This window comes from Mycobacteriales bacterium, assembly GCA_035533475.1.
Classification (GTDB): Bacteria; Actinomycetota; Actinomycetes; order DATLTS01; family DATLTS01; genus DATLTS01.
Genome location: DATLTS010000054.1, coordinates 1 through 22,080, shown reverse-complemented (window position 1 = coordinate 22,080; position 22,080 = coordinate 1). Strand labels below are relative to the sequence as shown.

Genomic DNA, 22,080 nt, shown 5'->3' with positions numbered 1-22,080 from the left:
GCGGCCGATCGCTTCGGGGCTCCAGATGTCTAGACCCCGACGGTCCAATTCCGACAGTGCCCGGCGCACCTCTCGCATCGGGCTCGCCGGCAGCGTGTCGACGCTGACGTCCTTCGGGTGGCGCAGCCAGGAAACGATCCGGAGGGCCATCAGGTCGGCGTAGGACCACAGTTTCTCGCGGACCGGCGACACCGAGGGCGTCACCACCTCGGTGCGGGCCCAGTAGTACAGGGTGCTCTTCGGCACCCCGGACAGCGCCGCCGCACGGGCGGCCTCGTAGCAGCCCTCGCTGGCGGCGACCACGAACCGCGGCGCTGAACGTTCCACGTCGCGAGTATGCCGCACCGCACCGTCAGGATCGGTCCACGCGGCCGCGCGGCGCGTATCAGGGATACCGGGGTGTGGAAACAGTCTGGGGCGGTGCCGGTCGAACGGCGAGTAGCGGAACCGGGGCGGTGGTTGGCCGGGATGCGAGCCTGACGGTCGCGGCGTCGACCGCTGCTGACTGCTGGCTGCGCCGCCAGCGAGCAACGTGTCTTCGGGGGCGATGTCGGGTCCTAACGATCCACTCGCAGCCGTTGGCCCAGCCACCCGTCTTGCGTTGGGACTCCCGACCTCTGCGTTGCCGGCCCCGCCTCGGCTGTTCAGGCCGCGGTGAAGTGAGTGGTGAAGTCAGGGGCTGCGGCTGGCCCCGGATCGACTTCACCAAATTTTCACCGCGCCCGGCTAGTCGATCTTTGGTGATGTCTGCGGTGAACTCGCCGCGGACGCTGCCGTACATGGACACGACCGGCGCAGGCACACGGTGATCTCGATCGGACTGCTCGGGTCCGGACCCGACGCCGCCGACTACTACCTGGATCGGCAGGCGGGCTGCGAGCTCGACTACTACCTCGGCCACGGTGAGCGCACGGGCGTCTGGCTGGGTCGTGGGGCTGCCGCCCTTGGCCTGGCCGGGACGCTCGACGATGCCGGGGAGGGGAGGCTGCGAGGGCTGCTGGCCGGGGTCGGGCCAGACGGCGACCGCCTGGTTCCGGAGCTGCGCCGGTCCGATCCACGGACCCGCCTTCCCGCGCGCCCGCTGCTGACGGCAATCCAACAGCGCGCCGGCGCCGGGCAGCCGATCGCCCGGGCGCTCGCCGCAGCCGGGCTCGAGGCTGCCTTCGAGCAGCTGTCCAGATCAGGCCGGCGAACCCGGCTCGACGTCGGGCTGGTCGGTCGGTTGGCGTCGGCCGCCGGCATCGAGGCGGGAAAGCTGTATCGCACGCGCACCGGAACCGACCGCTACGCCCGGGCGCTCGCCAAGGCCGGCGGGACGGTGGACGCACGGCGTGCCGGGCTCGACGTCACGATCTCGGCGCCGAAGAGCGTCTCCGCGCTCTACGCGCTGGGCTCCCCGGAGGTGGCGGCCTCGGTGCGGGCCGCGCACGAGGCGGCCGTCGGCGAGGCGCTCAGCTATTTGGAGTGGACCTGCGAACACGGGCTGCGCGGACATCAAGGCCGCGGTCGTCGCGCCCGCCGGATCGTCACCGACGGGCTGATCGCAGTCGGCTTCACCCACCGCACCAGCCGGGCCGGCGAGCCGCAGCTACACACCCACCTCGTCGCGCCGAACCTGGTTCGCGGTGTCGACCGCAAGTGGTCGGCCCTGGACAGCCGGGCCATTCACCGTCACGCGACCACGGCGAGTTACCTCTACCAGGCGGTGCTACGCGGTCAGCTGAGCGCCCGGCTCGGGGTCGGTTGGACCCGGCCAGTCAAAGGAATCGCCGAGATCGCCGGCGTGCCGCGACCGCTGCGAGAGCTCTTCTCCACCCGCCGAGCGCAGATCAAGGCGGAGCTTGCGCGACTCGGCAGAGACGACCCGGCCGCTGCCCAGCAGGCGTGCTTGAGCACCCGTCCGGCTAAACCGCAGCCGCTCGGTGAACCCGGCCTGCGGGAGCGCTGGTCCCGCCAAGCTCGCGACGCCGGCTTCGACGCCAAGGACCTGGAACGCACCGTGCTTCGCCAGGTCGAGCCCCCGCCGAACCCACCGATCGCCGAACTGGCCGCGCCGCTTCTGGGAGCGCGCGGGTTGGCCGAGTACCGGTCGAACTTCGACGCCCGCGACATCTTCCAGGCGCTCTGTCAGGCCCTCCCACCCGGGTCCACCGTCACCGCGCTCGCGCTGCGACGGTGGACCCAGCAGGTTCTCGCCTCCAGCGAGATCGTCCGGCTGCACGCTCCCGGCCCGGAATCCCGCTACAGCACGACCGAAATGCTCGACGTGGAAGACCTGGCACTCGCCCTCGCGGACCGGCTGCGGCAACGCCGCGCAGCAGGACTTCCCGAACCCATCGTCCGCCGGGTCCTCGCCGACGTCTCCGGCGAGCAAGGAAACCTCATCACCCAGCTACTCGTCGAGCCCCGGGGGCTGCACATTGTGGTCGGACCCGCCGGTGCCGGCAAGACCGCCGCACTGTCCGCAGCCGCCCAGGCGTGGCAAGCCGCCGGCGCACATGTCATCGGTGCGGCACTCGCCGCGAACGCGGCGCGGAATCTGCAGACGGCGACCGGCATCCCGTCGACCTCGCTGGCCCGACTGCTGGAAGACCTTGACCGGATCGACCCAGACACCGACCGACCCGCCGGTCTGGCACCGGGCTCGGTGCTCGTCGTCGATGAGGCCGGAATGGTCGGCACTCGCACCCTGGCTCGACTGTTCGCCCACACCGACGCCGCGAACGCGAGCCTCGTGCTGGTCGGCGACCCGCGACAGCTGCCGGAAATCGAAGCCGGCGGGCTGTTCGCCGCGCTAGCCGCTCGCCGCGACACCACCACGCTGCACGGCAACCAGCGGCAACCCGAGCGGTGGGAACAAGCGGCGCTGGCCGACCTGCGCGGCGGCGCCCTTCCCGACGCGGTGCGGGCCTACCTCGCACACCACCGCGTCCATCCCGACTCCGATGCGCAGCGCACCCGCGTGCACATCGTCGCCGACTACCTCATCCACCGGGCCGCAGTATCGGACCCGGGCGGGGTGGTGATTCTTACCGCGCGCCGGGCAGACGCCCGGATCCTCAACGACCTGGTCCGCACCTGGCTGATCGGCGCCCGAACCCTCGGCGGGGCGCCGATCACCGTCACAGTCGATGGGCATCCGCGCGAGTTCCGCACCGGCGACGAAGTGCTCGTCACGCGCAACGACTACCGGTTCGGACTGCTCAACGGCACTCGTGCCCGGGTCACCGCGGTGAGCCCGCACGGGTTGCGCCTCAGCGTCGACGCCGACCGCCACGTCGATGTCTCCACCGAATGGCTGGCAGCAGGCCGCCTTGATCACAGCTACGCGATGACCGTGCACAAAGCGCAAGGGCTAACCCTCGACGTAGCGCTGCTCTAAGGCACCGCGGCGCTCAGCCGGGAGGCCAGCTACGTCGGACTGTCTCGGGGAAAGCGCGCCAACCACCTCTACCTGACCCTCTCCCCCGGCTCGGACCCCGAAGGAGAATGCCGAGCCGGCCCGGGCCCGGAACGGGTAGACGATCCCGATCTACGCGAGGAACTCGTGCGCCGTCTGGAACGAACGGCAACCCAGCGTCTCGCCAGCGCCATGCTGGCCGGCGACGCAGCCAGCCGAGGGCTCGAGTTGGAATCCGGACTGTCGTCGGGACCCCACCGCCAACCCCCGAGATCCGAGGGGCTCGGCCGATGACCGCCGATGCTCAGCTGGCATTCGACCTGGACGCGCCGCCGCCGACGCGCAGTCACCGGAGGCGGGTCGTTGCGCCCCAGCCCGGACCCGAACCCCGGGCCCAGCGACCGGTCTCGGCCGCACACCCGATCACCGACGACGAGCTCGCGCAACTGCCACCGACGGTGGACCTGCTCACCGCCGCGCGAATCCTGGGCATCGCCCGGACCACCGCCTACCGGCTGGTCCGCTGCGGGCAATGGCCTACCGCACACTTCCGCGCCGGCGAACGCATCCGAGTGCCACGCGGTCCGTTGCTCGCGCTACTCGCCATCGCTCCCAACGGCGCGCCGACGTCCACAGATCCCTCCGCGAGTAGTGCGCCAACGCCGGCCAGCAGCGAGCGTAGGAGCCAATCACTCACCCCTCCAGACAGATAGAAGGTTGCGATGGTCAACGGACTCGTCGGGCGGCGCGGCTCCGTGCACCAGGAGCCAAACGGCAAGTGGCTGTTCGTCGTCGACACCAGCGCACCAGGAGCCAAACACCGATCCCAGACTCGCCGGCGCGGCTTCCCCTCCAAGAAGGCCGCCCAGGCTGCGCTCACCGAAACCTTGAGCGCGCTCGCCGGTGCCTCCTACGTCGCGCCGACCCAGCTCACACTCCGCGACTACATCGAGAACCGCTGGCTACCCGCCGTCGAAGCGGAACTTCGACCGTCGACGTTCGCCTCCTACAGGCGCAACCTGCGCCGCCACGTCCTGCCCGTGCTCGGCGACGCCGCGATCCAGAACCTGGACGCAGGCACCCTGACCGCGCTCTACCGCGCCCTGTCGACCGGCGGACGAAAGGACTACGCCGCCGGCCGGCCGCTGTCTGCGACCACGGTCCGCTACATCCACACGATCCTGCGTTCCGCACTGCAAACCGCCTACGAGTGGGACCTGCTGGTGCGCAACCCCGCCGACCGGGCCAAACCACCGCGACCCCGCAACCGGGGCGACCGGCACCAACACATCAACACCTGGCCACGGGCCACACTCGCCGCCTTCCTGCGCTGGTGCGAGGCCGCCGGTGACCGGCTTTACCCGCTGTGGCTGCTGCTCGCCACCACCGGGCTGAGACGCGGCGAAGCGCTCGGCCTGTGCTGGGATTGCGTCGACCTCGACGCCGCCCGGCTGTCCATCCGCTGTTCACTCGTCGACGTCGACTGGGGTCGCCCGGTGTGGAGCGACCCGAAGACCGCCCGCGGCCGGCGGGTGGTCGCCCTCGACCCCGCCACCGTCGCCGCGCTCAAAGCGTGCCGCATCGCGCAGGCGGAGGACAAGCTGCGCCTCGGTGCCGACTACACCGACCACGGGCTCGTCTTCGCCCAGCCCGACGGCACGCCGCTACACCCCGACAGCACCTCGAAGAGATTCCGCCGCCTGGGCGCGAAGGCCGGACTACCCGCAATTCGGCTTCATGATTATGCCGACCTGCGCGTTATGCCGACCTGCGCGTGAACGCCCTTGTGTAGTGGGGTGATCCGCCCGATCAGGTCGGCATAACGAGAGCGCTGGTTGAGATCGTCTTCTTCTCGCATTCGAGAGAAGGAGGCAGGGATGGCAAGACCGACCAGCAGGGTCAGCAGAGTTCTAGTGAGGGGGCCGTTGGCCCCGTTCACCGATGCGTATCGGGACCGGCTCACGGAGCGCCACTACACCGTGCACTCCGCGGTGAACCTGCAGCGGCAGATGGCGCAGTTGAGCCGCTGGCTGGAGGCCGAAGGCTTGGGGCTGGAGCAGCTGGATGAGGCGCGTGTCGAGGCGTTCGTGACCCTTCGGCGCGCCGGCAGTCAGGGGCAGTCGGCGTTGTCTCGTCCCGGCCTGCGGTGCCTGCTGGAGTTGCTGCGTGAACTGGGCGCGGTGCCGATGGCGGCCCACCCGTCGCCGTCACCCACGCAGGCGCTGATGGGCTCGTTCGAGTGTTATCTGCTGTCCGAGCGTGGCCTGACGGCAGGCACGGTCAGAGGGTATGTGGACCACGCGACCCGGTTCGTGATCGGGCTGGCTGTTGACGACCTCGCTCGAGTCACGCCGGCGCTGGTGACCGCGGCGGTGCTGCGGGAGTCCGCCTCGGTGTCGGTGAGCACGGCGCAGAACTTCGTGGCCGCGCTGCGCGCTTTCCTGCGCTTCTGCTTCGTCGAGGGCCTGATCGACATCGAGCTGTCCCAGGCGGCGCTGCCGGTCACCGGACGCAGGCGCTCGTCGCTCCCGCAGGGGATCACCCAGGCTGCCGCCGCTGCGCTGCTGGGCTCCTGTGACCGGCGGACCGCGCTCGGTCGCCGCGACTACGCGCTCATCGTCACCTTGTTGCGGCTCGGGCTGCGCCGCGGCGAGCTGGCCAACGTCCGATTGGACGACATCGACTGGCGCGCCGGCGAACTCGTCGTGGTCGGCAAGGGCGACCGCCGGGACCGGCTGCCGCTGCCGGCCGACGTCGGGCAGGCGATCGCCGGCTACCTATCGCGGGGAAGACCGGCCAGTTCGTATCGGCAGGTATTCCTGCAGGCGAAGGCGCCGTTCGAGCCCATCGCCGCGGGCACGGTCGCCTCGACCGTGCGCCGGGCCTGCCGGCGCGCAGGGGTGCCCGAGGTCGGTTCGCATCGGCTGCGTCACACCCTGGCCTGCCAGATGCTGACCGAGCAGGTACCGCTGACCCAGATTGCCCAGGTGCTGCGGCACCGCAGCCTGCAATCCACCGCGATCTACGCCCGGGTCGACCTTGATCGGCTTCGGCTGCTGGCCCAGCCCTGGCCAGGGGGCGGGTCGCGATGAGCGAACTGTCTGATCACGTCAGCGACTATCTGCGGCTTCGTCGCAGTCTGGGTTACAAGCTGGAACGAGCCGGTCAGCTGTTACCTACGCTGGTGGCCTACCTGCAGGAGGCTGGTTCGCCCACGCTGACCAGCGAGCTGGCGGTGTCTTGGGCGCGGCTGCCCAGTCACACTCACCCCAATCATTGGGCCGCGCGCCTGGCCGTCGCCCGCGGGTTCGCCCGTTACCTGCGCACCATCGAGCCGGCCACCCAGATCCCACCGGCGGGGGTGTTCCCCACCCGGCGGCACCGCCCAACCTCCTACCTATGGTCGCCGACCGACATTGACCGGCTACTGGCCGCCGCCGGGACGCTGCACCCGCAACTGCGGGCAGCGACCCACCAGGCGCTGTTCGGGCTGCTGGCCGTCTCGGGCATGCGCATCGGCGAAGCGGTCGCGTTGACCTGCGACGACGTCGACCTCGACGACGGCGTCATCACCATCGCGCACGCCAAGTTCGATCGGACCCGGCTCGTTCCGGTGCACGCATCGACCGCGGCAGCGCTGCGCTGCTATGCCAGCGAGCGCGATCATCTGTGTCCCTCTCCGGCTTCGGCGGCGTTCTTCGTCTCCAACACCGGCAGGCACCTCGCCCGCAGCGCTGTCGCCAAGACACTCCGGGAGCTGACCACCGACCTGGGACTCCGCACCGATACGGTCCACCCAACCCCCCACCAGCTGCGACATAGCTTCGCCGTCCGGACCTTGATCGACTGGCAGCGCGCGGGTGTCAGTATCGACGAGCGCATCGCCGGGTTATCGATCTACCTCGGCCATGTCAGCCCAGCAGACACCTACTGGTACCTGTCCGCATCGCCGGAGCTGATGACCCTGGCCGCCCAGCGGCTCGACGCACACTTCGGATCCGCACGATGAGCGCGCTCGCCCCCGCGCTGCAGGCCTACTTCACCGACCGCCTGATCGGCCAGCGGGCAGCCAGCCCAAACACCATCGCCGCCTACAAGGTCACCTTCCGACTGCTGCTCGGCTTCATATCCCAGCGGACCGGAAAGACTCCCAGCAGTCTTGCCATCGCCGATCTCGACGCGCCGACCATCGCTGCCTTCCTCGACCACTTGCAAACCGAGCGGCACAACGGCGCGGCCACCCGCAACAACCGCCTCGCGGCCATCCATTCACTGTTCGCATACCTCGCGCTGAACTACCCCGAGGACGCCGCCACGATCCAGCGGGTACTGGGCATCCCAGCCAAACGAACCGAGCGGAACCTGCGCACCTACCTCACCGAACCCGAAGTCGACGCGCTACTCGCGGCCTGCGACCAAGCCAGCTGGACCGGCCGTCGCGACCACGCCATGTTCGCCCTGACCATCCAGACCGGCCTGCGGATCTCCGAACTCATCAGCCTCACCTGCCAAGACCTCACCCTGGCCGCCGGCGCACACGTGCACACCGTCGGCAAAGGTAGGAAGGAACGGCGCACACCGCTGGTCACCAGCACCAAGACGATCATCAAATCCTGGCTGGCCGAACGTGCTGGCGCACCCGCCGACCCGCTCTTCCCGACAGCCACCGGCCGGGGACTCAGCCGTGACGCAGTCGAACGACGACTCAGCAGAACCCTCACCGTCGCCGGACGAACCTGCCCGTCCATCACCGCCAAACACGCCACCATGCACACGCTGCGCCACACAGCGGCGATGCGCCTGCTTCAAGCCGGCAACGACATCACCGTGATCGCCCTCTGGCTCGGCCACGAGCAGATCGGCACCACCAACATCTACCTACACGCAGACATGACCCTCAAACAGAAGGCGATAGACCGCACCCGACCGACCGGCTCACGACAGGGCCGATACCGACCCCCTGACACCCTGATCGCCTTCCTGGAGACGCTCTGATTATGCCGACCTGAACAGCCGGATCACCCCACCACACAAGGGCGTTCACGCGCAGGTCGGCATAACGCGCAGGTCGGCATAATCGTGCTTGTGCCGACGTCGGCACAACCACGATCTTCGTCACACGTGGGCAACACTCGCCCTTGAGGCCGGGGTGCACCCGAAGGTCGTCCAGGAGAGACTCGGCCACTCAAACGTGTCGATCACACTCGACCTGTACTCACACGTCAGCCCCGCCATGCAAAGCGACGCCGCCGAGAAGGTGGCGAGCCTTATCCTCGATTCCTAGGGCAGCGGGCTGGAACGGCTCCTCCGCATAGGGATTCGCCAATCGACATCGCGTTCACTGGGGGGTGGTCTGCAGCCACGAAGCGATCACGTCGCTTAGTCGCAGTTCGAGTGTTACCCTCCAGGACTTCAAGTTGAAGCCCCATAAGACGCCTAGCAGAGCAGCGATCGCAAGGGGTACAGCCGCGAGAAGGATCGCCCACAGATCCGGCGACGATGACGTCGCGCCGCTCACGACGGACAGGACGGTTCCTGCGATAAAGCTGGCCCCGAGTACGAGCGCAAGCGACCAACTGACGACTCTGGCCACCGAATGCGCGCGACTTCGCAGCTGTGTCCTCAGTCGTGCTGCCTCAGCTTGATGTTCCAATGCAGCTTGTTTTGCAGCGTTGACCTCGACGGTCGCCTCTTGCCGGTAGGTCTCCTTGACTCGCTCGACGACTTCGTTGAGCGAGTCCGCGTCACTATCCTCGTCAACCTCCGCGTCCACGAGGATACGATCCGTTAAACCGCTGGCCAGGATAGCCGTCACCTCATCTGAGACCAGGATTCCTGACGCTTCAAGCTTCCGGAGATGCGCTACGAAGGCCTTCCATGCTGGCTTCGACGGCCTGAGCGCTGCGACGCACACTGCGATGAGCTCGTTCACCTTGAGCTTCGCGGCCGATGCCGGTTTCTTCAACCATGCCAGGTTTGAAAGGTACAAGTGGTGAACAATCGGTGGTAGTCCTTGCCCGCCTTCATCCTGGTACCACTGGGCAACGCTGTCGATCGTCTCCCCACTTGTCGTCACGAACACGGCGCGGGCCGTGTCCCAGGACTCCGAGACCATCCCGCGCCGCCATGTAAGCACGCCCGCAACGCAGTCCACGTCGTGGATCACTCGCTGTGAATGATCGTTACCCGAGGATCCGGCCAGGCTCTTGGCAAGCTTCGCCTCGTCGAGAGTAAAGCGGGCCTCGTGAGCCGGTAGGTCGCGCACGTTGAATCCGAGGCTCGCGAGCCGGCGCTCGATGAGAGACGCCTGCACGCGAATATCGCTTGGTGATTGCCCAGTGGTCAAGAAGTGTCGGGTCATCGGGGTTGCATACAGCTCAGCACGGCCTTTGGCGGTTGCAAGTTTGTCTTCGTAGACACTGAGGATGGCTCGCATTTCGCGCACAGTCGTCGTGAACAGGTTCAGAATTGCGCCGGTATCCCTCAATAGGGCTATGAGCTCAAGCGTTGCGCGCTCTGCCGCTGGGCCATTGTGGCCGAGAGCGCGGAATAAGAGCCGGCTGTCGAAAAACACGTGCAGGCCTTGGAACCGCCGCCCAGCTAGGGAGATGTCCTTGAGAAGAAGAGCGTTCTGCAGCACGAAACCTTCCAGCATCTCCTCGATGATCTCGCTCAGCGGAGACGCGGCGACCAACTCATCGTAGATGAATCGCGCTGTTATGGACGATTGCGCGTCGAGCGGCCCCGTCGAATCCAAGTCGTCGCCCATGACCGGCCGCAACCGTGATTGCGCATCGAGCGCAAGCGCCACGTGGAACCTCTCCAAGAACGAAAGGATCATTGCGAGGGCGTCCTCGACGCTGGCGACCCCCAACCCAAGTTGCCGCGCCTTGTCGATCAGCGCCTCCGCCAAGCGACGCTGCCGCTCCTCGATCGTCGCGCATCGCTCGAGCAAGTCGCTGGTTGTCGGCGTCCCGGCGGTGCGGAAGTAGCGCCCTCCGTCGCGGCGCAGCAATCTACGATCCTTCGCTCGCCCTAGCAAGGTCTTGAGCGTGTTCAGCGGAAGAGACAGTCTGTGACGATGTCGCAGAGCTCGCTGGACGTCTTCGACGCTGGCGCCATCGAGGTCCATCGTCGCAAGCGTGTCAATGACGAACGGCTCGAACATTGAGATGTGGTCGCGTCCGGAGTCGAAGTTGGCCTTCAGTAGGGCGACCGTAGCCAGTCCGCGTACCGCGTCCGTGCGGATGTCGTCCGCTGTCATCCTTCGCCTACCAAGACTCGATCGACTTGCACATGATTGCCATTCTCCGCGATCTCAGTCCGGTCCGCTCGGGGCGGACAGGCTCCGTGCGTCCGACATCGGCACGGTGGAGATTCCTCTCATCGCGACATGCCTGCCAGGGACGACCGGTCTGCGAAATACTTGATCGGCTGTTGCGTCGGCCGCGGTCAGCGAACTACCGCTGACACCGTCCCACGCACGAGCGGGTGCCGGTGTGCTTCCGGCTCCGCTGGAGCAGAGTCGTTGCGCCGTCAGCAACGAGGAACAAGTCGCACACGAGCAAGATCATGGGAGCTTCTGTGACCAGTCTGTGACCAGAACGGCCCGAAACCCGCGGAATTACAACGGCAACATGCCCCTGACCTGGGACGATACAACCGAGGGTAAGTGTCGGAGGGGGGACTTGAACCCCCATGTCGGGGGTTCCTCGACCGAGGCTGTGAACAGGCGAAACAGCCCGTGACCTGGGCAAACGCAATGCTGATCTTGGCGGCTGATGGGGGGTGATGGGGGATGTCCGACGTTGATAGACCCCCTGATAGACCCCCCGACGAAGATCGCGCACTGTCCCCCCTCCGTTGTGAAAAGTCCCATCTCCGTTGCGCGAGTCGGCCAGTGGTCGCGGGCTATTCGGTCGCCGAGAGGGTGGGTGTGAACGCTGCCGGGGGAGCTGGTCGACCGCCCTTACCGGGCCGGGGGGAACGAGAGTCTGACGGTGTCGGAGGTTCAGCGATGGATCTCACCGTTGGGCGGGGCGTTACTACCCGCGTCGTGCAGCGTTGTTCGTGGTGGGGAAGTGGGGGCCGCTCGAACCGATGGTGAATGAAGGCCAGGATGAGGCGCCGAGACGTCAGCTGGGTCACCCGGGCTGTCGCTGTGTGTGAGCACCGGGCGGCCGGTTGTCGCCTGGGTGGCGGGCTGATCGTGCGCGTGGCGGTGGCGTGGCCCCGGGCCGTGAGGTTTCCCGGGTGTGTGACGGGTGTACGGCGGCGGTGGGGGCTGGTTGTTACGGCGTCCGGTGTGGCGGGCGCGGTCACGGTCGGGTTGGTCGGTTTTGTCGTGCTGCCCGCCCGACCGCACCAGCGCGTGACTGCTGCGCCCGCTGTGGCGGCCGGCGACCCGAGTTTGGCTGACCGGCCGCTGGTCGGGTTGGCCCGGTTGTTCGCGCTTGGGGTTGAACCGTTGGGTCGGGCTCGGCGGCCGCCCCGGCCGGCGCCGCCGGTGGTGGCGTTGGGGCGACCGCTGGCCCCGCGTGAGGTGTTCGGTTTCGCTCCGTACTGGACGCTGTCGCAGGCGGCCGCGTTCCCGGTCGCTTCGTTGACCACGGTCGCCTATTTCGGGTTGGACCTGACGGGGTCCGGCGCGGTGGTCCGGGCCGGTCCGGGCTGGTCCGGATTCGGCAGCCAGGATCTGGCCGACCTGGTCAACGCCGCCCATGCCAGCGACGATCGGGTCGTGCTCACGGTCGCCGCTTTCGACCCGGGCACCATCTCGGCGTTGCTGACCAGTGCCTCAGCGCCGGCCCGGCTGGTCGCTGAGGTGGTCCGACTGCTGCGCCAGGAGCGCCTGGACGGGGTCAATCTGGACATCGAGGGTGTCGGTGGCGCCGGCCGGGCTGGCTACCTGCGTTTCGTCCGCGCGGTGGCGAGCGGGCTGCACTCGGCGGATCGGCATTGGCAGGTTTCGGTCGACGTCTACGCCGACTCCGCGGCCAACCCGACCGGTTTTTTTGACGTGCCTGGCCTGGCCGGTGCGGTCGATGCGATCTTCGTCATGGCTTATGACATGAATTCGGCGTCCCGGGCCGGCCCGGTGGCGCCGCTGCCGGCGGATGCCGCGGTGGCCGCCGCGTTCGCCCGGATCGCCCCGGCGAAGACCATCCTCGGGATCCCGTTCTACGGCGAACGTTGGTCCACCGTTTCCGGTGCCCCGCAGGCCACGGCGACGGGCGTGCCGACCCCGGTCCCGGACGCGGCGCTGCCCGGTCCGGGCGCCCTCACCTACTGGGATCCCCAGGCGCAGGTGCCGTGGACCGCCAGCCACAGCCGGGCCGGTTGGTCGGAGGCCTACTTTGAAGATCCGACCTCGGTGGGGATGAAAGCCGAACTTGCTGACACCGATCATTTGGCCGGTGTGGGCATCTGGGCGCTCGGCCTCGACGACGACCCGGCCATGTTCGCGGCGCTGGTCGGCAACTTCCCCCCGGTCAGGCTCGCCGGGCCGCCGGCTACGCTGGCCCCGGCACCCAGCGCCCACCCGCGTCGAACGGCAGATCCGCGCCGCGCCACGCGGCCGAGTGCCGCGCCTGCTCCTACCGGCGGCGGTCGCGGCTCCCCGTCCCCGACTCAGCCGGCTGCGTCCGCCTCCCCCTCGCCGTCCGCCTCCCCGTCCCCGTCCCGTTCGCCGTTCCCAGTGCCGTTGCCCAGCCCCACATTGGCGCCGTAGCGCCACCGGGTGAGGGGGCAGGCTGGTCGCCCGACGATTGGCTGCCGGGTGTCGTTCCGGCTGGTCACGTCGACTGGTATGCCATGGGGTCGACCGCCGGAGAGTCGAGGGAGGTGACCTCGATCTGCAGTCGGCAATGAACGTCTGGGCACCGGTCGCGGGCGGTCCGATCCGCCGCGTGGCCAGTCCGAGACTCGTCGGTCGCCAATCCGAGCTGGACGCCGTGGTTGCCGCCCTGACGAGCCCACCCAAGTGATCGTGATCGAGCGAGGTCGGGGTGGGCAAGACGCGGCTGGTCGGGGAAGCGCTGGCAAAGGTCGCGGGTCGGCTGGTCCTCCCCGGGGCCTGCCGGTCGCAACGGGAGCAGCTTCCCGAAAATCGACGTTGCCTGCAGGATCCTCGTTCGCGTCCTTCAGATCCCGGGTTCTCCGCCCGCAGCGACGTGATCTCCGTGAGCTCCTCACTGGTCGGACACGGACCGCGCACCCTGATCCACAGGTTCGTGGGACACAACGAGACCCAGCAGGGACAGCTCGTCGATGACGGTGTCGACGGACTGGTCGAGCCAGGTGCGCAGCGGCAACATTTGCCGCCTGGCCAGCGAACGGCGAGAATCGTCGCCGCGACAGTGTTCGCGGTGGCTGACGGAGGTAGTTGTGTCGGGTGAGACGGAGGTTGTGCCCGCGCGGCGGGATCAGGCGGTGTTGTATCGGGCGGTGAAGAAGGTCGCCGGGGCGGCGGGGCGGACCCGGCTGGACTGGACGGAGATTGTGAGGCAGGGCGGTGCCCGGGAGGCGTTCAGCGACGGTCGGGGGGTGGATGCCACCCGGATCGAGGCGGCCGCGAAGGCGCTGATGGCTTCCGGGAGTGTGGAACGCCGCGGCCCGGGTGTGAAGTACCCGATCCGGGCGCCTGCTGGCGCCAACTCGGGTCGCCCGCCGGTCAAGCGTGCTGGCGGTGCGGGTTCGCCGGGCCGAGGGCGGGCCCAGGGTCGCACGGCGACGAGTACTCGGCGCGGGTCCGCGGGCACTGGTGTCCCGGTGAGCCAGCTCGTCGAGGGTGCGGGCACGGCGAGCGACTCGTCTGCCACCGCTCCGCGGGGACCTTTGGCCGCGGGTCTGGCCTCGTTGATGGGGGAGCTTGACCGTGAGCTCGCCGCGATCAACGATCTGAGCGTTGTCGTTGACGAGCACGTGGGCGCGCTCAACGGTTTACGCGCTGATCAGCAGCATCGGGTCGGTTTGCTGTGGGAATTGCGGGCGACGGCTGGTGACGGGACTCTCGGTGCCTACATCGAGGAGCGGCTCGTCGAGTTGCGGCGCCCCCAAACACCCGAAGACGACTACCCGTGGCCGCGGGCCTGAGGCGGACCGGCGCCTCGGGCACAACACCGTTTGCGGGGCCCGGCGCCGCTACGGATGCTGTTGGGATGGCCGCGCTGCCCGGGACGTCGACCGTGCCCCCCGGATATGTCGAGCTCCGCGACCGCGACACGAGGTTCACCCAGCTGTTCGACGAGGTCATTCGCTGCTGATCCTGCGCTCACGCTACGTTCGCGCGAGGGCGCCGACGCCGAGCTGTTCGTCGGGACCATCCCACCCGATGGTCTGGACTGGCTTCTGATCTTGAGTCGGGTGCACCTTGAGCACGTGATCACCGAGATCGTCACCGACTATGACGAGCGGGCGTTGGCCGGTGCGCTCCCCCCGCTCGCCGATACCCGACAGGTGGCCCGGAACGTCTACGACGCCGTCGTCGGCTATGGCCCGCTGCAGCCCTACCTCGACGATCCGCAGATCGAAGAGGTTTGGCTGAACGAGCCTGTGGGGTGCCAGAAGTCTGACGGGGCTGTGACCTGAGGTGATAGAGCGGCCGGCGTGCGGCAACATGATCAGTTGTGGGTTTCCGTCTGCTCTACCTGATCTTCAATCGTTTGTGCGGCTGGCTGGTCTTGCTGGGTCGTTCGTCGGCGTCGAAGGACGTCGAGCTGCTGGTGCTGCGCCATGAGGTAGCTGTCCTGCGTCGGACCCGGCCCGCGCCGCGCTTGGACTGGGCCGACCGGGCGCTGTTGGCCGCGTTGATCAGGCGGCTCCCCAGGACGCTGTGGGCGCATCGGCTGGTCACCCCGGAGACGGTGCTTCGCTGGCACCGGCGGCTGGTGAGGCGGAAGTGGACCTACCCCAACCGGACGGGCAGGCCGCCGGTCAGCGCCGCGCTCAGCGCCCTGATCACCCGACTGGCCGCCGAGAACAAGACGTGGGGGTATCAGCGGATCCAGGGCGAGTTGCGCAAGCTCGGCTACCAGGTCAGCGCCTCGACGATCCGCAGGGTCCTCAAGGCCGCCCGGATCCCGCCAGCACCGAAGCGGGCCACGGACACGACGTGGCGGGAGTTCCTGCGCGCGCAGGCGTCCGGCATGCTCGCGGTGGACTTCTTCCACGTGGACTGCGCGGTCACTCTGCGCCGGCTGTACTGCTTCTTCGCGATCGAGGTCGAAAGTCGCTACGTCCACATCCTCGGCGTCACCGCCAAGCCGGACGGCAACTGGACCACCCAGCAGATCCGCAACCTGGTCATGGACTGGGAAGATCACAGCTCCCGGTTCCGGTTCCTGGTTCGTGATCGGGCCGGGCAGTTCACCGCCGCGTTCGACGCGGTCCTGGCCGATGTTGGCATCGGAGCGGTCAAGATCCCACCGCGATGTCCCCGGGCGAACGCCTTCGCGGAACGGTTCGTGCTCACCGTCCGCACCGAGGTCACCGACCGGCTGCTGATCTTCGGTGAGCGACATCTGCGGACCGTACTCGCCGAGTACGTCCGGTACTACAACGGGCGACGTCCCCACCGCGGCCGTGACTTGCACCCGCCCCGCCCGGACCACCCGATCGCGGACCTCACGACCGAACGAATCCATCGCCGCCCGGTCCTCGGCGGTCTGCTCAACGAATACGAACGGGCCGCCTGACCCCACGGTGAGGCCCCGCGGCGCAGTTCTGGCACCCCACAGGCCATCTTGGCCCCGCTGCTGGTGTCGATCCTGGCCTCGATCGTAGGCGGGTGAGCATGGCCCGGCGGCTGCGCACCCTACGCCCTCGACGGCGAGTCCTGCTCATCGCTGTCGGCGCCGGGCCAGCTGGCGCCGCAGCCGCTCGGCGGCGATGTTGGCCGGGACCGGATCGACGTGGACGGCGACGTCGAGGCGGCCGGGGGTGGCCTCGTAGGGAGGCCGGGTTCCCGGTCGTTGGCTCGGTTGAAACGGCCATCATCCGGACCCTTGCAACGACCGGGAACCCGCCATGGAATCGTCAGTCGGTCCTACCCGTTTCCCGTTTCGAGGTGGAGCGGGCCGATGTAGCCGACCGGGAGCAGCTTTGGCCTCCTACCGAAGGTCCCAGTAACCAACCCTGCAAAGGCGTGGTACCAGGCGATGACTGCGAAGGCGATCGTCACATAGCCACCCACATGCGTCAGGGTGCTATTGGCCGACCCCGCACCGATAGCGAGCAGAATGAGGGCCACGTCGATGAGGATGAAGACCGCGACGAGCACCCAGTCCGTACGGAACGACGCCACGACGAAGAAGAAGGTCAGCACGGCGAACATGGCCAAGAAGAGCGCCACTGCCGTCCCGGCACTCCCAGGACTCACCTTGCTCGCGAAGAACGGGACGTACAGGCCGTAGATGATCCAAAAGGGCCCGTAGGTTCCGAACACGCAGGCACCGAACGTGTTGCCGCGTACCACCTCGAGGATGGCGACTATGAGCTGTACGAGCCCGCCGAAGATCAGCGCCACCGGCAAGACGATCTCGACGGCGGTCGGACCGATGAAGTTCGAGTTGACGAACCCGAGCATGAACGACGTGGTCGCAAAGGCGAACACCGCCCAATGGCCCGGATCGCACCAATTTTCTCGTGCGGACATGATTCTTTCCCTCCTCTTTCTTTGTTGGTCACATTCCTTTGTCAATCACTGCGGTTCTGCGGTTTCACTTCAATGGACCTTGAGGCCGACTTCAATGGGGTGAAGCGACTGTCGTCGGGACGTGCGACGGTCGCCCGTTACTCGGCCTGACCGAACGTCTCTATCTCCTTGGCTTCCTCGCCCGAGAGCTCTTTGGGAACCTCGCCGCGAGCCGTCTTTGCGCTCTGCACGTGCACGCGGATCTCGTCCACGACCTCTGGGTTCGCCAAAGTCGTGACGTCCCCGACGTCGGTGAAGTTGGAGATCCCGGCAACCACACGGCGCATGATCTTTCCCGACCGGGTCTTGGGCATGTCCGGAACTATCCAGACATTCTTCGGACGGGCGATCTTGCCGATCTCGGTCTCGATCATCCGCGCTACTTTGTCCTCGACCTCTTTGCTCGGGCTGACGCCCGGCTTGAGAGCTACGTACATCTCGACGGCACGGCCGCGCATCTCGTCCACCACGGGGACCGCGGCGGCCTCCGCGATCTCCTCCACCATGACGGCAGCCGACTCGAGTTCTTTGGTGCCCAGTCGGTGCCCAGCCACGTTGATCACGTCGTCGACCCGGCCGAGTATCCGGAAGTACCCGTCGGCGGCCTGCATGGCGCCGTCGTTGGCGAAGTACGGCCAGTCGTGCCAGTCCTTGCTGTTCGTGTCCCGGCAGTACTTCTCGTAGTAGGTCGAGACGAGCCGTTCGGGATCTCCCCAGATCGTCTGGAAGATGCCGGGCCACGGGTTGCGGATGCAGATGTTGCCGGCTCTTCCGCTGCCGGCCTCGACCTCGTTGCCGTCCTCGTCGTAGATCACCGGGTAGATCCCGAGGACTCCCGGGCCGCAACTGCCGGGCTTCATCGGCTCCAGGGCGGGCAGGGTGCTGCCCAAGAACCCGCCGTTCTCGGTCTGCCACCAGGTGTCGACGACGACCGCCTCCCCCTTGCCCACCACGTCGTGGTACCAGCGCCAGACGTCGGGTTCGATCGGCTCGCCCACCGTGGTCATGTGCTTGAAGTGGTAGCCGTACTTCGCCGGCTCGTCGGGCCCCAGCTTGCGCAGCATGCGGATGGTCGTGGGCGCGGTGTGGAAGATATTCACCCCGAGCCGCTCGGCGATCCTCCACGGGCGGCCCGCATCGGGGTAGGTCGGCACCCCCTCGTACATCACGCTGGTCGTCCCGAGTGCTAGCGGACCGTAGACGATGTAGGAGTGTCCCGTGATCCAGCCGATGTCGGCGGCGCACCAGTAGGTGTCCTCGGGGTGGATGTCCTGGTAGTACTTCGACGTCCCTGCGACGTAGGCGAGGTAGCCGCCCGTCGAGTGCTGGCAGCCCTTGGGCCGTCCCGTCGTGCCGCTCGAGTACATGATGAACAGCGGCGCCTCGGCCGGCATCGACACCGGGTCGACCAGCTTTCCCCGGTAGTCGGGCATCACCTCGTCGACGAAGAAGTCCCGGCCCGGGACCATCGGGCTCTTTGAGGCGTACTGGCCGGGGTGCCGGCGCCACACGAGCACCTTTTCGACCTCGATTCCCTCTTCGCGGGCCCGCTCCACCGCCTCGTCGGCCTTCACTTTGTGGTCGACCAGCTCGCCGTTGCGGTAGTAGCCGTCTATGGTGACGAGGATGCGGCTCTGCGAGTCGGCGATGCGCCCGCCGCAGGCGGCGCCGCTGAAGCCGCCGAACACCTGGCTGTGGATGACCCCTAGGCGGGCGCAGGCGAGCATCGAGACCGGGAGCTCGGGGACCATCGGGAGGTGGAAGGACACCCGTTCGCCGGCCTGGACTCCCCCGAAGTCGCGGAGCAGCACAGCGAACTCGTTCACCCGCTCGTAGAGCTCCCGGTACGTGATCGCCTCGGTGGTATCAGCCTCCGGCTCGGGAACCCATATGAAGGCTGCCTGATTGGCCCTCATCTCGAGATGGCGATCGACACAGTTGTAGCAGGCGTTCAGCCGGCCGCCGACGAACCACTTCCAAAACGGCGGGTTCGACGTGTCGAGCGTCGTGTGCCAGTACGCGTCCCATGTGAGCAGATCCGCGTAATCCTTGAAGCACTCAGGGAAGCGCTCCTCGCGGAACCGGGCGCGGATGGCCGGGTCCGACGCGTTGGCCTGCCCAACGAACGCCGCGGGCGGGGGATAGAGCTCCTCCTCCCGCCAGTGCACAGCAATCTGTGCCTCGGAGACCTTCTCCTCTTCTCCCGTGACCATGACCATGCTCCTTGTCCCGACTTGCTGGAACAGGAGCCATCAGCCACCAGGGCGCTTCGGCCGGGTTGCGCCGGCCTGGCGGGATCCATCGCCGTTGTCACCATACATGGCCCAGCAGGAGGAGGACGGGATTGTCGCTGCTCCCCGAGTTCAGCCACCCACCCCGCCGACGTGGAACGGTCCTCGGGGGAGCGACGGTTGACCTGATGTTCACCTGCCCCGCTAGCATGGGCAGGCGGCCCCTCGGGCCGTTCGGCCATGTATCCGGCCGGGACCGGAGAATCGGTCAAAGCGCCGCCGTGGCTGATGGTTCCTCCTGTGATCGAGCTCCAGGAGGTTCAATGCCACAAGGAGATGTCAGCGACGCCTACCGCGTGGGCGGTCCCCACCTCTCGGCCCCCGCTGGCAAGCTCGTGGCCTTACGGCCACCTGCCGTCGGGCCCGCTGCCGGGATGCAGGACGGGACGACCGGCGCGCTCGGCGCGCCGAGCCAGGGGGAGTTGGACGCCATCTTCCCGCCGATCGCCGACTACGCCTTTCTCTCTGATTGCGAGAACACCTGTCTGGTCGCCCCGACCGGCACCGTCGAATGGCTCTGCCTCCCCCGCCCCCACGACCCGAGTGTCTTCGGGACGATCCTCGACCGCGCCAGCCGCCCACCCTACTGAAAGAGCACTGTCTCGTCACCGGCGACGTCGATGGTCCGGTACGGCCAGCGTCTTATCTTCATCGCCGGAGTCCCATCGCGACCGTGGCCCGGTGACCGACGGGCAGGCTGGAAGAACGGTTCAGTGTCGGTCCGCCGCGCCCGGGGTTTGCGGACCGGCAGCGCGCCCGGCGCCACGTCAGGCATGCCATCGCCGGTTCGGGACGAACCTGGCTGCGACGGCGAACTCGTGGAGCCGGCTGGCCACGGCCGCCGTTTCGCAGAAGGTGCGGGCATCACCGCCATCGAGCGCATGCCAGCAGGCCTGATCGGTCAGGTTGACCGCCTGGACGGTCACGCCGGGTAGCGCCGTCACCGGCCCGTCCTCGGCCTGGCGGACCAGGCCGAGGACGCCGGACGCCAGCCGGGGACAGTCCTGGGCCACCGATTGCAGACCCTGCAGGAGAACCGACAGTCCGCCTGCGAGGTAGTCGTCGACCATAGCGGCCGCTCCTCGCCTCCGGCCCGCGCGCACGGCGGGCTGTCGCGGACTAGTGTCGCGCGTCATTAATTCCTTTACATAGGGTTGGGTTCGCGTCACGCTGTGGCATGGCGCTGTTGACTTTTGGTGTGCAGATCTCTGCCGAGGACCGGGCCACGTTGCAAAGCTGGTCGCGGTCGACCTCGATCAGGGCGGGGCTGGTGACGCGAGCCAAGATCGTGCTGGCTGCCGGGGATGGCTTGGGGACCTCGGCGATCTCAGCCACCCTCGGGGTGTCGCGTCCGACGGTGATCCAGTGGCGCGAGCGCTATGTCACCGACGGTTTGGCGGGTCTGGGTGATGCGGAGCGCTCAGGCCGACCCAAGACCGTCGATGACTCGGTGATCATCGCCGCGACCCTGGTGCCGCCACCGGAACGGCTCGGGGTGACGCACTGGTCCACGCGGCTGCTCGCGGCGGAACTGAAGATCGGGGACGCGACCGTGGCGCGGGCCTGGCGCAGGTACTGCGTGAAGCCGTGGAAGCGCGAGACATTCAAGTTCTCCACCGACCCTGAGCTGGAGGCGAAGGTCCGTGACGTCGTCGGCCTTTACCTCAATCCCCCAGAAAAGGCGGTCGTGCTGTGCGTCGATGAGTCGGGTCGGGCAGGGGCGCGCCACCGTTCCAAGGAACGGCGCGTTTCCCCTACCCGCCCGCCGAACCCGGCGTGCGCGTCTCCACGCACCGGGCTCTCCACGGAGTCGAACCAGTAGGTGTCGTTCACGTTGCGGTCGTCGCCCATGGTGTGGGGATGTTGTTGGCCCGGTAGCGGTAGCGGCTGACCGTCACCGTTTGGGGCTTGAACAGGGTGACCCCGTCTTCCGTCGGCCGCCAGTTCTGAAAGAACCGGCGAAGAACGACGGCCCACTTCGTCTTTCGGTATCTCTTGCGCAGCCAGCGGGTGACTCGACGCCACGCGTACTCGTCGAGGTAGCCGAAGGTTGCTTTGGAGACGCCATGTTTGAAGTAGGTGCACCAGCCGAGCAGCGCCGGGTTGAGCTGGCGCAGCAAGGCCGCGAGCGACGGATGAGATGTCCGTCGCGTCAACGCGCGGACCCGTCCGATGATGGCCGCGAGGGCCTTCTTCGACGGGTAGGTGTAGACCACGCGCTTGGCGGTGCCTCGCTTGAACCGCCGCTGGATGCGGAAGCCCAAGAAGTCGAAGCCCTCGTCGATGTGGCTGACCGCGGTCTTCTCCTCCGACAGGCGCAGGCCCATCGGAGCGAGGACCGTCGCCACCTCCTCCCGCAGCGACTCGGTGTCCGCCTTGGAGCCGTGAACCAGCACGACGAAGTCGTCCGCGTAGCGGACGAGCCGGTAGTTCGGCAGCCCTTTCTGGCGGCGTCGGGTGCGTTGGTAGGTGGTGGCACACATCGTCTGCCAGGCCTCGGCGAAATGATCGTCGAGGACCGACAGCGCGATGTTGGCCAGCAAGGGCGACGCGATGCCGCCTTATGAACAGCGCTGGGTTATGCGTAGCGCCGGGCTGTTGCCGCTGGTGAGGGCGGTGGTGGCGACCGGACGCTGCGCATAACCCAGGCGGATTCTGATCACGCGGCTCGGCATGGTGCCGGGCCTTCGTGATTG

At 67.8% G+C, this 22,080-nt stretch carries 19 protein-coding genes and 1 pseudogene; 13 read left to right on the top strand and 7 right to left on the bottom strand.

The window, feature by feature from the left end; genetic code table 11:
• Nucleotides 1-327, bottom strand: a 327-nt coding sequence (locus tag VNG13_13775) for a hypothetical protein (protein HVA61585.1), incomplete at its 3' end; no start/stop codon positions are given.
• Nucleotides 328-805: 478 nt separating this feature from the next.
• On the opposite strand from VNG13_13775, the gene mobF reads away from it, so the two are divergent.
• The 7 genes from mobF (at nt 806) to VNG13_13740 (ending at nt 8,684) form a co-directional block, all read left to right on the top strand.
• Nucleotides 806-3,382, top strand: a complete 2,577-nt coding sequence (gene mobF / locus VNG13_13770; GenBank protein HVA61584.1) for a MobF family relaxase — start codon at nt 806-808, stop codon at nt 3,380-3,382.
• Nucleotides 3,383-3,690: 308 nt separating this feature from the next.
• On the top strand, nt 3,691-4,113 hold the full coding sequence (locus VNG13_13765; protein ID HVA61583.1) for a helix-turn-helix domain-containing protein: 423 nt from the start codon (nt 3,691-3,693) through the stop codon (nt 4,111-4,113).
• 9 nt (nt 4,114-4,122) lie between these two features.
• Entirely contained in the window at nt 4,123-5,178 is a 1,056-nt protein-coding gene (locus VNG13_13760; GenBank protein HVA61582.1) for a tyrosine-type recombinase/integrase, read from the top strand.
• 99 nt (nt 5,179-5,277) lie between these two features.
• Complete coding sequence (locus VNG13_13755; GenBank protein HVA61581.1) at nt 5,278-6,492, top strand: tyrosine-type recombinase/integrase; 1,215 nt, start codon at nt 5,278-5,280, stop codon at nt 6,490-6,492.
• Nucleotides 6,489-7,409: a tyrosine-type recombinase/integrase gene (locus tag VNG13_13750; protein ID HVA61580.1), complete on the top strand. Its 921-nt coding sequence runs from the start codon at nt 6,489-6,491 to the stop codon at nt 7,407-7,409. The genes VNG13_13755 and VNG13_13750 overlap by 4 nt, the downstream gene beginning before the upstream one ends.
• Entirely contained in the window at nt 7,406-8,395 is a 990-nt protein-coding gene (locus VNG13_13745; GenBank protein ID HVA61579.1) for a tyrosine-type recombinase/integrase, read from the top strand. The genes VNG13_13750 and VNG13_13745 overlap by 4 nt, the downstream gene beginning before the upstream one ends.
• 88 nt (nt 8,396-8,483) lie before the next feature.
• The gene (locus VNG13_13740; protein ID HVA61578.1) at nt 8,484-8,684 is read left to right on the top strand and encodes a tyrosine-type recombinase/integrase; all 201 of its coding nucleotides are present in this window, start codon (nt 8,484-8,486) and stop codon (nt 8,682-8,684) included.
• Between the two features lie 54 nt (nt 8,685-8,738).
• Here the strand turns inward: VNG13_13740 and VNG13_13735 are convergent, their stop codons facing one another.
• Entirely contained in the window at nt 8,739-10,664 is a 1,926-nt protein-coding gene (locus VNG13_13735) for a hypothetical protein (GenBank protein ID HVA61577.1), read from the bottom strand.
• A gap of 1,041 nt (nt 10,665-11,705) precedes the next feature.
• Here VNG13_13735 and VNG13_13730 point away from each other — a divergent pair.
• Complete coding sequence (locus VNG13_13730) at nt 11,706-13,130, top strand: glycosyl hydrolase family 18 protein (GenBank protein ID HVA61576.1); 1,425 nt, start codon at nt 11,706-11,708, stop codon at nt 13,128-13,130.
• 460 nt (nt 13,131-13,590) lie between these two features.
• Here the strand turns inward: VNG13_13730 and VNG13_13725 are convergent, their stop codons facing one another.
• On the bottom strand, nt 13,591-13,716 hold the full coding sequence (locus VNG13_13725; protein ID HVA61575.1) for a hypothetical protein: 126 nt from the start codon (nt 13,714-13,716) through the stop codon (nt 13,591-13,593).
• Between the two features lie 70 nt (nt 13,717-13,786).
• Here VNG13_13725 and VNG13_13720 point away from each other — a divergent pair, with 70 nt between their 5' ends.
• The 3 genes from VNG13_13720 (at nt 13,787) to VNG13_13710 (ending at nt 16,095) form a co-directional block, all read left to right on the top strand.
• Nucleotides 13,787-14,494, top strand: coding sequence for a hypothetical protein (locus VNG13_13720; GenBank protein HVA61574.1), 708 nt, complete (start codon nt 13,787-13,789; stop codon nt 14,492-14,494).
• Nucleotides 14,495-14,779: 285 nt separating this feature from the next.
• On the top strand, nt 14,780-14,989 hold the full coding sequence (locus tag VNG13_13715; GenBank protein ID HVA61573.1) for a hypothetical protein: 210 nt from the start codon (nt 14,780-14,782) through the stop codon (nt 14,987-14,989).
• 38 nt (nt 14,990-15,027) lie between these two features.
• Nucleotides 15,028-16,095, top strand: a complete 1,068-nt coding sequence (locus VNG13_13710) for an integrase core domain-containing protein (protein ID HVA61572.1) — start codon at nt 15,028-15,030, stop codon at nt 16,093-16,095.
• A gap of 350 nt (nt 16,096-16,445) precedes the next feature.
• On the opposite strand, the gene VNG13_13705 is transcribed toward VNG13_13710, so the two are convergent.
• Both VNG13_13705 and acs read right to left on the bottom strand, forming a co-directional pair.
• Complete coding sequence (locus VNG13_13705; protein ID HVA61571.1) at nt 16,446-17,054, bottom strand: acetate uptake transporter; 609 nt, start codon at nt 17,052-17,054, stop codon at nt 16,446-16,448.
• Between the two features lie 137 nt (nt 17,055-17,191).
• Nucleotides 17,192-19,306 carry an acetate--CoA ligase gene (acs, locus tag VNG13_13700; GenBank protein HVA61570.1) on the bottom strand — a complete coding sequence of 705 codons (2,115 nt, stop codon included), beginning with the start codon at nt 19,304-19,306 and terminating at the stop codon, nt 17,192-17,194.
• 452 nt (nt 19,307-19,758) lie between these two features.
• Here acs and VNG13_13695 point away from each other — a divergent pair.
• A pseudogene (locus VNG13_13695) lies at nt 19,759-19,959 on the top strand (trehalase-like domain-containing protein).
• 192 nt (nt 19,960-20,151) lie between these two features.
• Here the strand turns inward: VNG13_13695 and VNG13_13690 are convergent.
• Nucleotides 20,152-20,454, bottom strand: a complete 303-nt coding sequence (locus tag VNG13_13690) for a hypothetical protein (protein HVA61569.1) — start codon at nt 20,452-20,454, stop codon at nt 20,152-20,154.
• Between the two features lie 113 nt (nt 20,455-20,567).
• On the opposite strand from VNG13_13690, the gene VNG13_13685 reads away from it, so the two are divergent.
• Entirely contained in the window at nt 20,568-21,206 is a 639-nt protein-coding gene (locus tag VNG13_13685; GenBank protein HVA61568.1) for an IS630 family transposase, read from the top strand.
• 7 nt (nt 21,207-21,213) lie between these two features.
• On the opposite strand, the gene VNG13_13680 is transcribed toward VNG13_13685, so the two are convergent.
• On the bottom strand, nt 21,214-21,939 hold the full coding sequence (locus VNG13_13680; protein HVA61567.1) for a group II intron maturase-specific domain-containing protein: 726 nt from the start codon (nt 21,937-21,939) through the stop codon (nt 21,214-21,216).
• Between the last annotated feature and the right edge of the window lie 141 nt (nt 21,940-22,080).

Excerpts from the sequence above, each read along its gene's own strand:
- VNG13_13760 (HVA61582.1), top strand. The coding sequence starts at position 4,123 with ATGGTCAACGGACTCGTCGGGCGGCGCGGCTCCGTGCACCAGGAGCCA.
- VNG13_13745 (HVA61579.1), top strand. The coding sequence starts at position 7,406 with ATGAGCGCGCTCGCCCCCGCGCTGCAGGCCTACTTCACCGACCGCCTG.
- VNG13_13755 (HVA61581.1), top strand. The coding sequence starts at position 5,278 with ATGGCAAGACCGACCAGCAGGGTCAGCAGAGTTCTAGTGAGGGGGCCG.
- VNG13_13690 (HVA61569.1), bottom strand. The coding sequence starts at position 20,454 with ATGGTCGACGACTACCTCGCAGGCGGACTGTCGGTTCTCCTGCAGGGT.
- VNG13_13705 (HVA61571.1), bottom strand. The coding sequence starts at position 17,054 with ATGTCCGCACGAGAAAATTGGTGCGATCCGGGCCATTGGGCGGTGTTC.
- VNG13_13725 (HVA61575.1), bottom strand. The coding sequence starts at position 13,716 with ATGTTGCCGCTGCGCACCTGGCTCGACCAGTCCGTCGACACCGTCATC.
- VNG13_13735 (HVA61577.1), bottom strand. The coding sequence starts at position 10,664 with ATGACAGCGGACGACATCCGCACGGACGCGGTACGCGGACTGGCTACG.
- VNG13_13750 (HVA61580.1), top strand. The coding sequence starts at position 6,489 with ATGAGCGAACTGTCTGATCACGTCAGCGACTATCTGCGGCTTCGTCGC.
- acs (HVA61570.1), bottom strand. The coding sequence starts at position 19,306 with ATGGTCACGGGAGAAGAGGAGAAGGTCTCCGAGGCACAGATTGCTGTG.
- VNG13_13765 (HVA61583.1), top strand. The coding sequence starts at position 3,691 with ATGACCGCCGATGCTCAGCTGGCATTCGACCTGGACGCGCCGCCGCCG.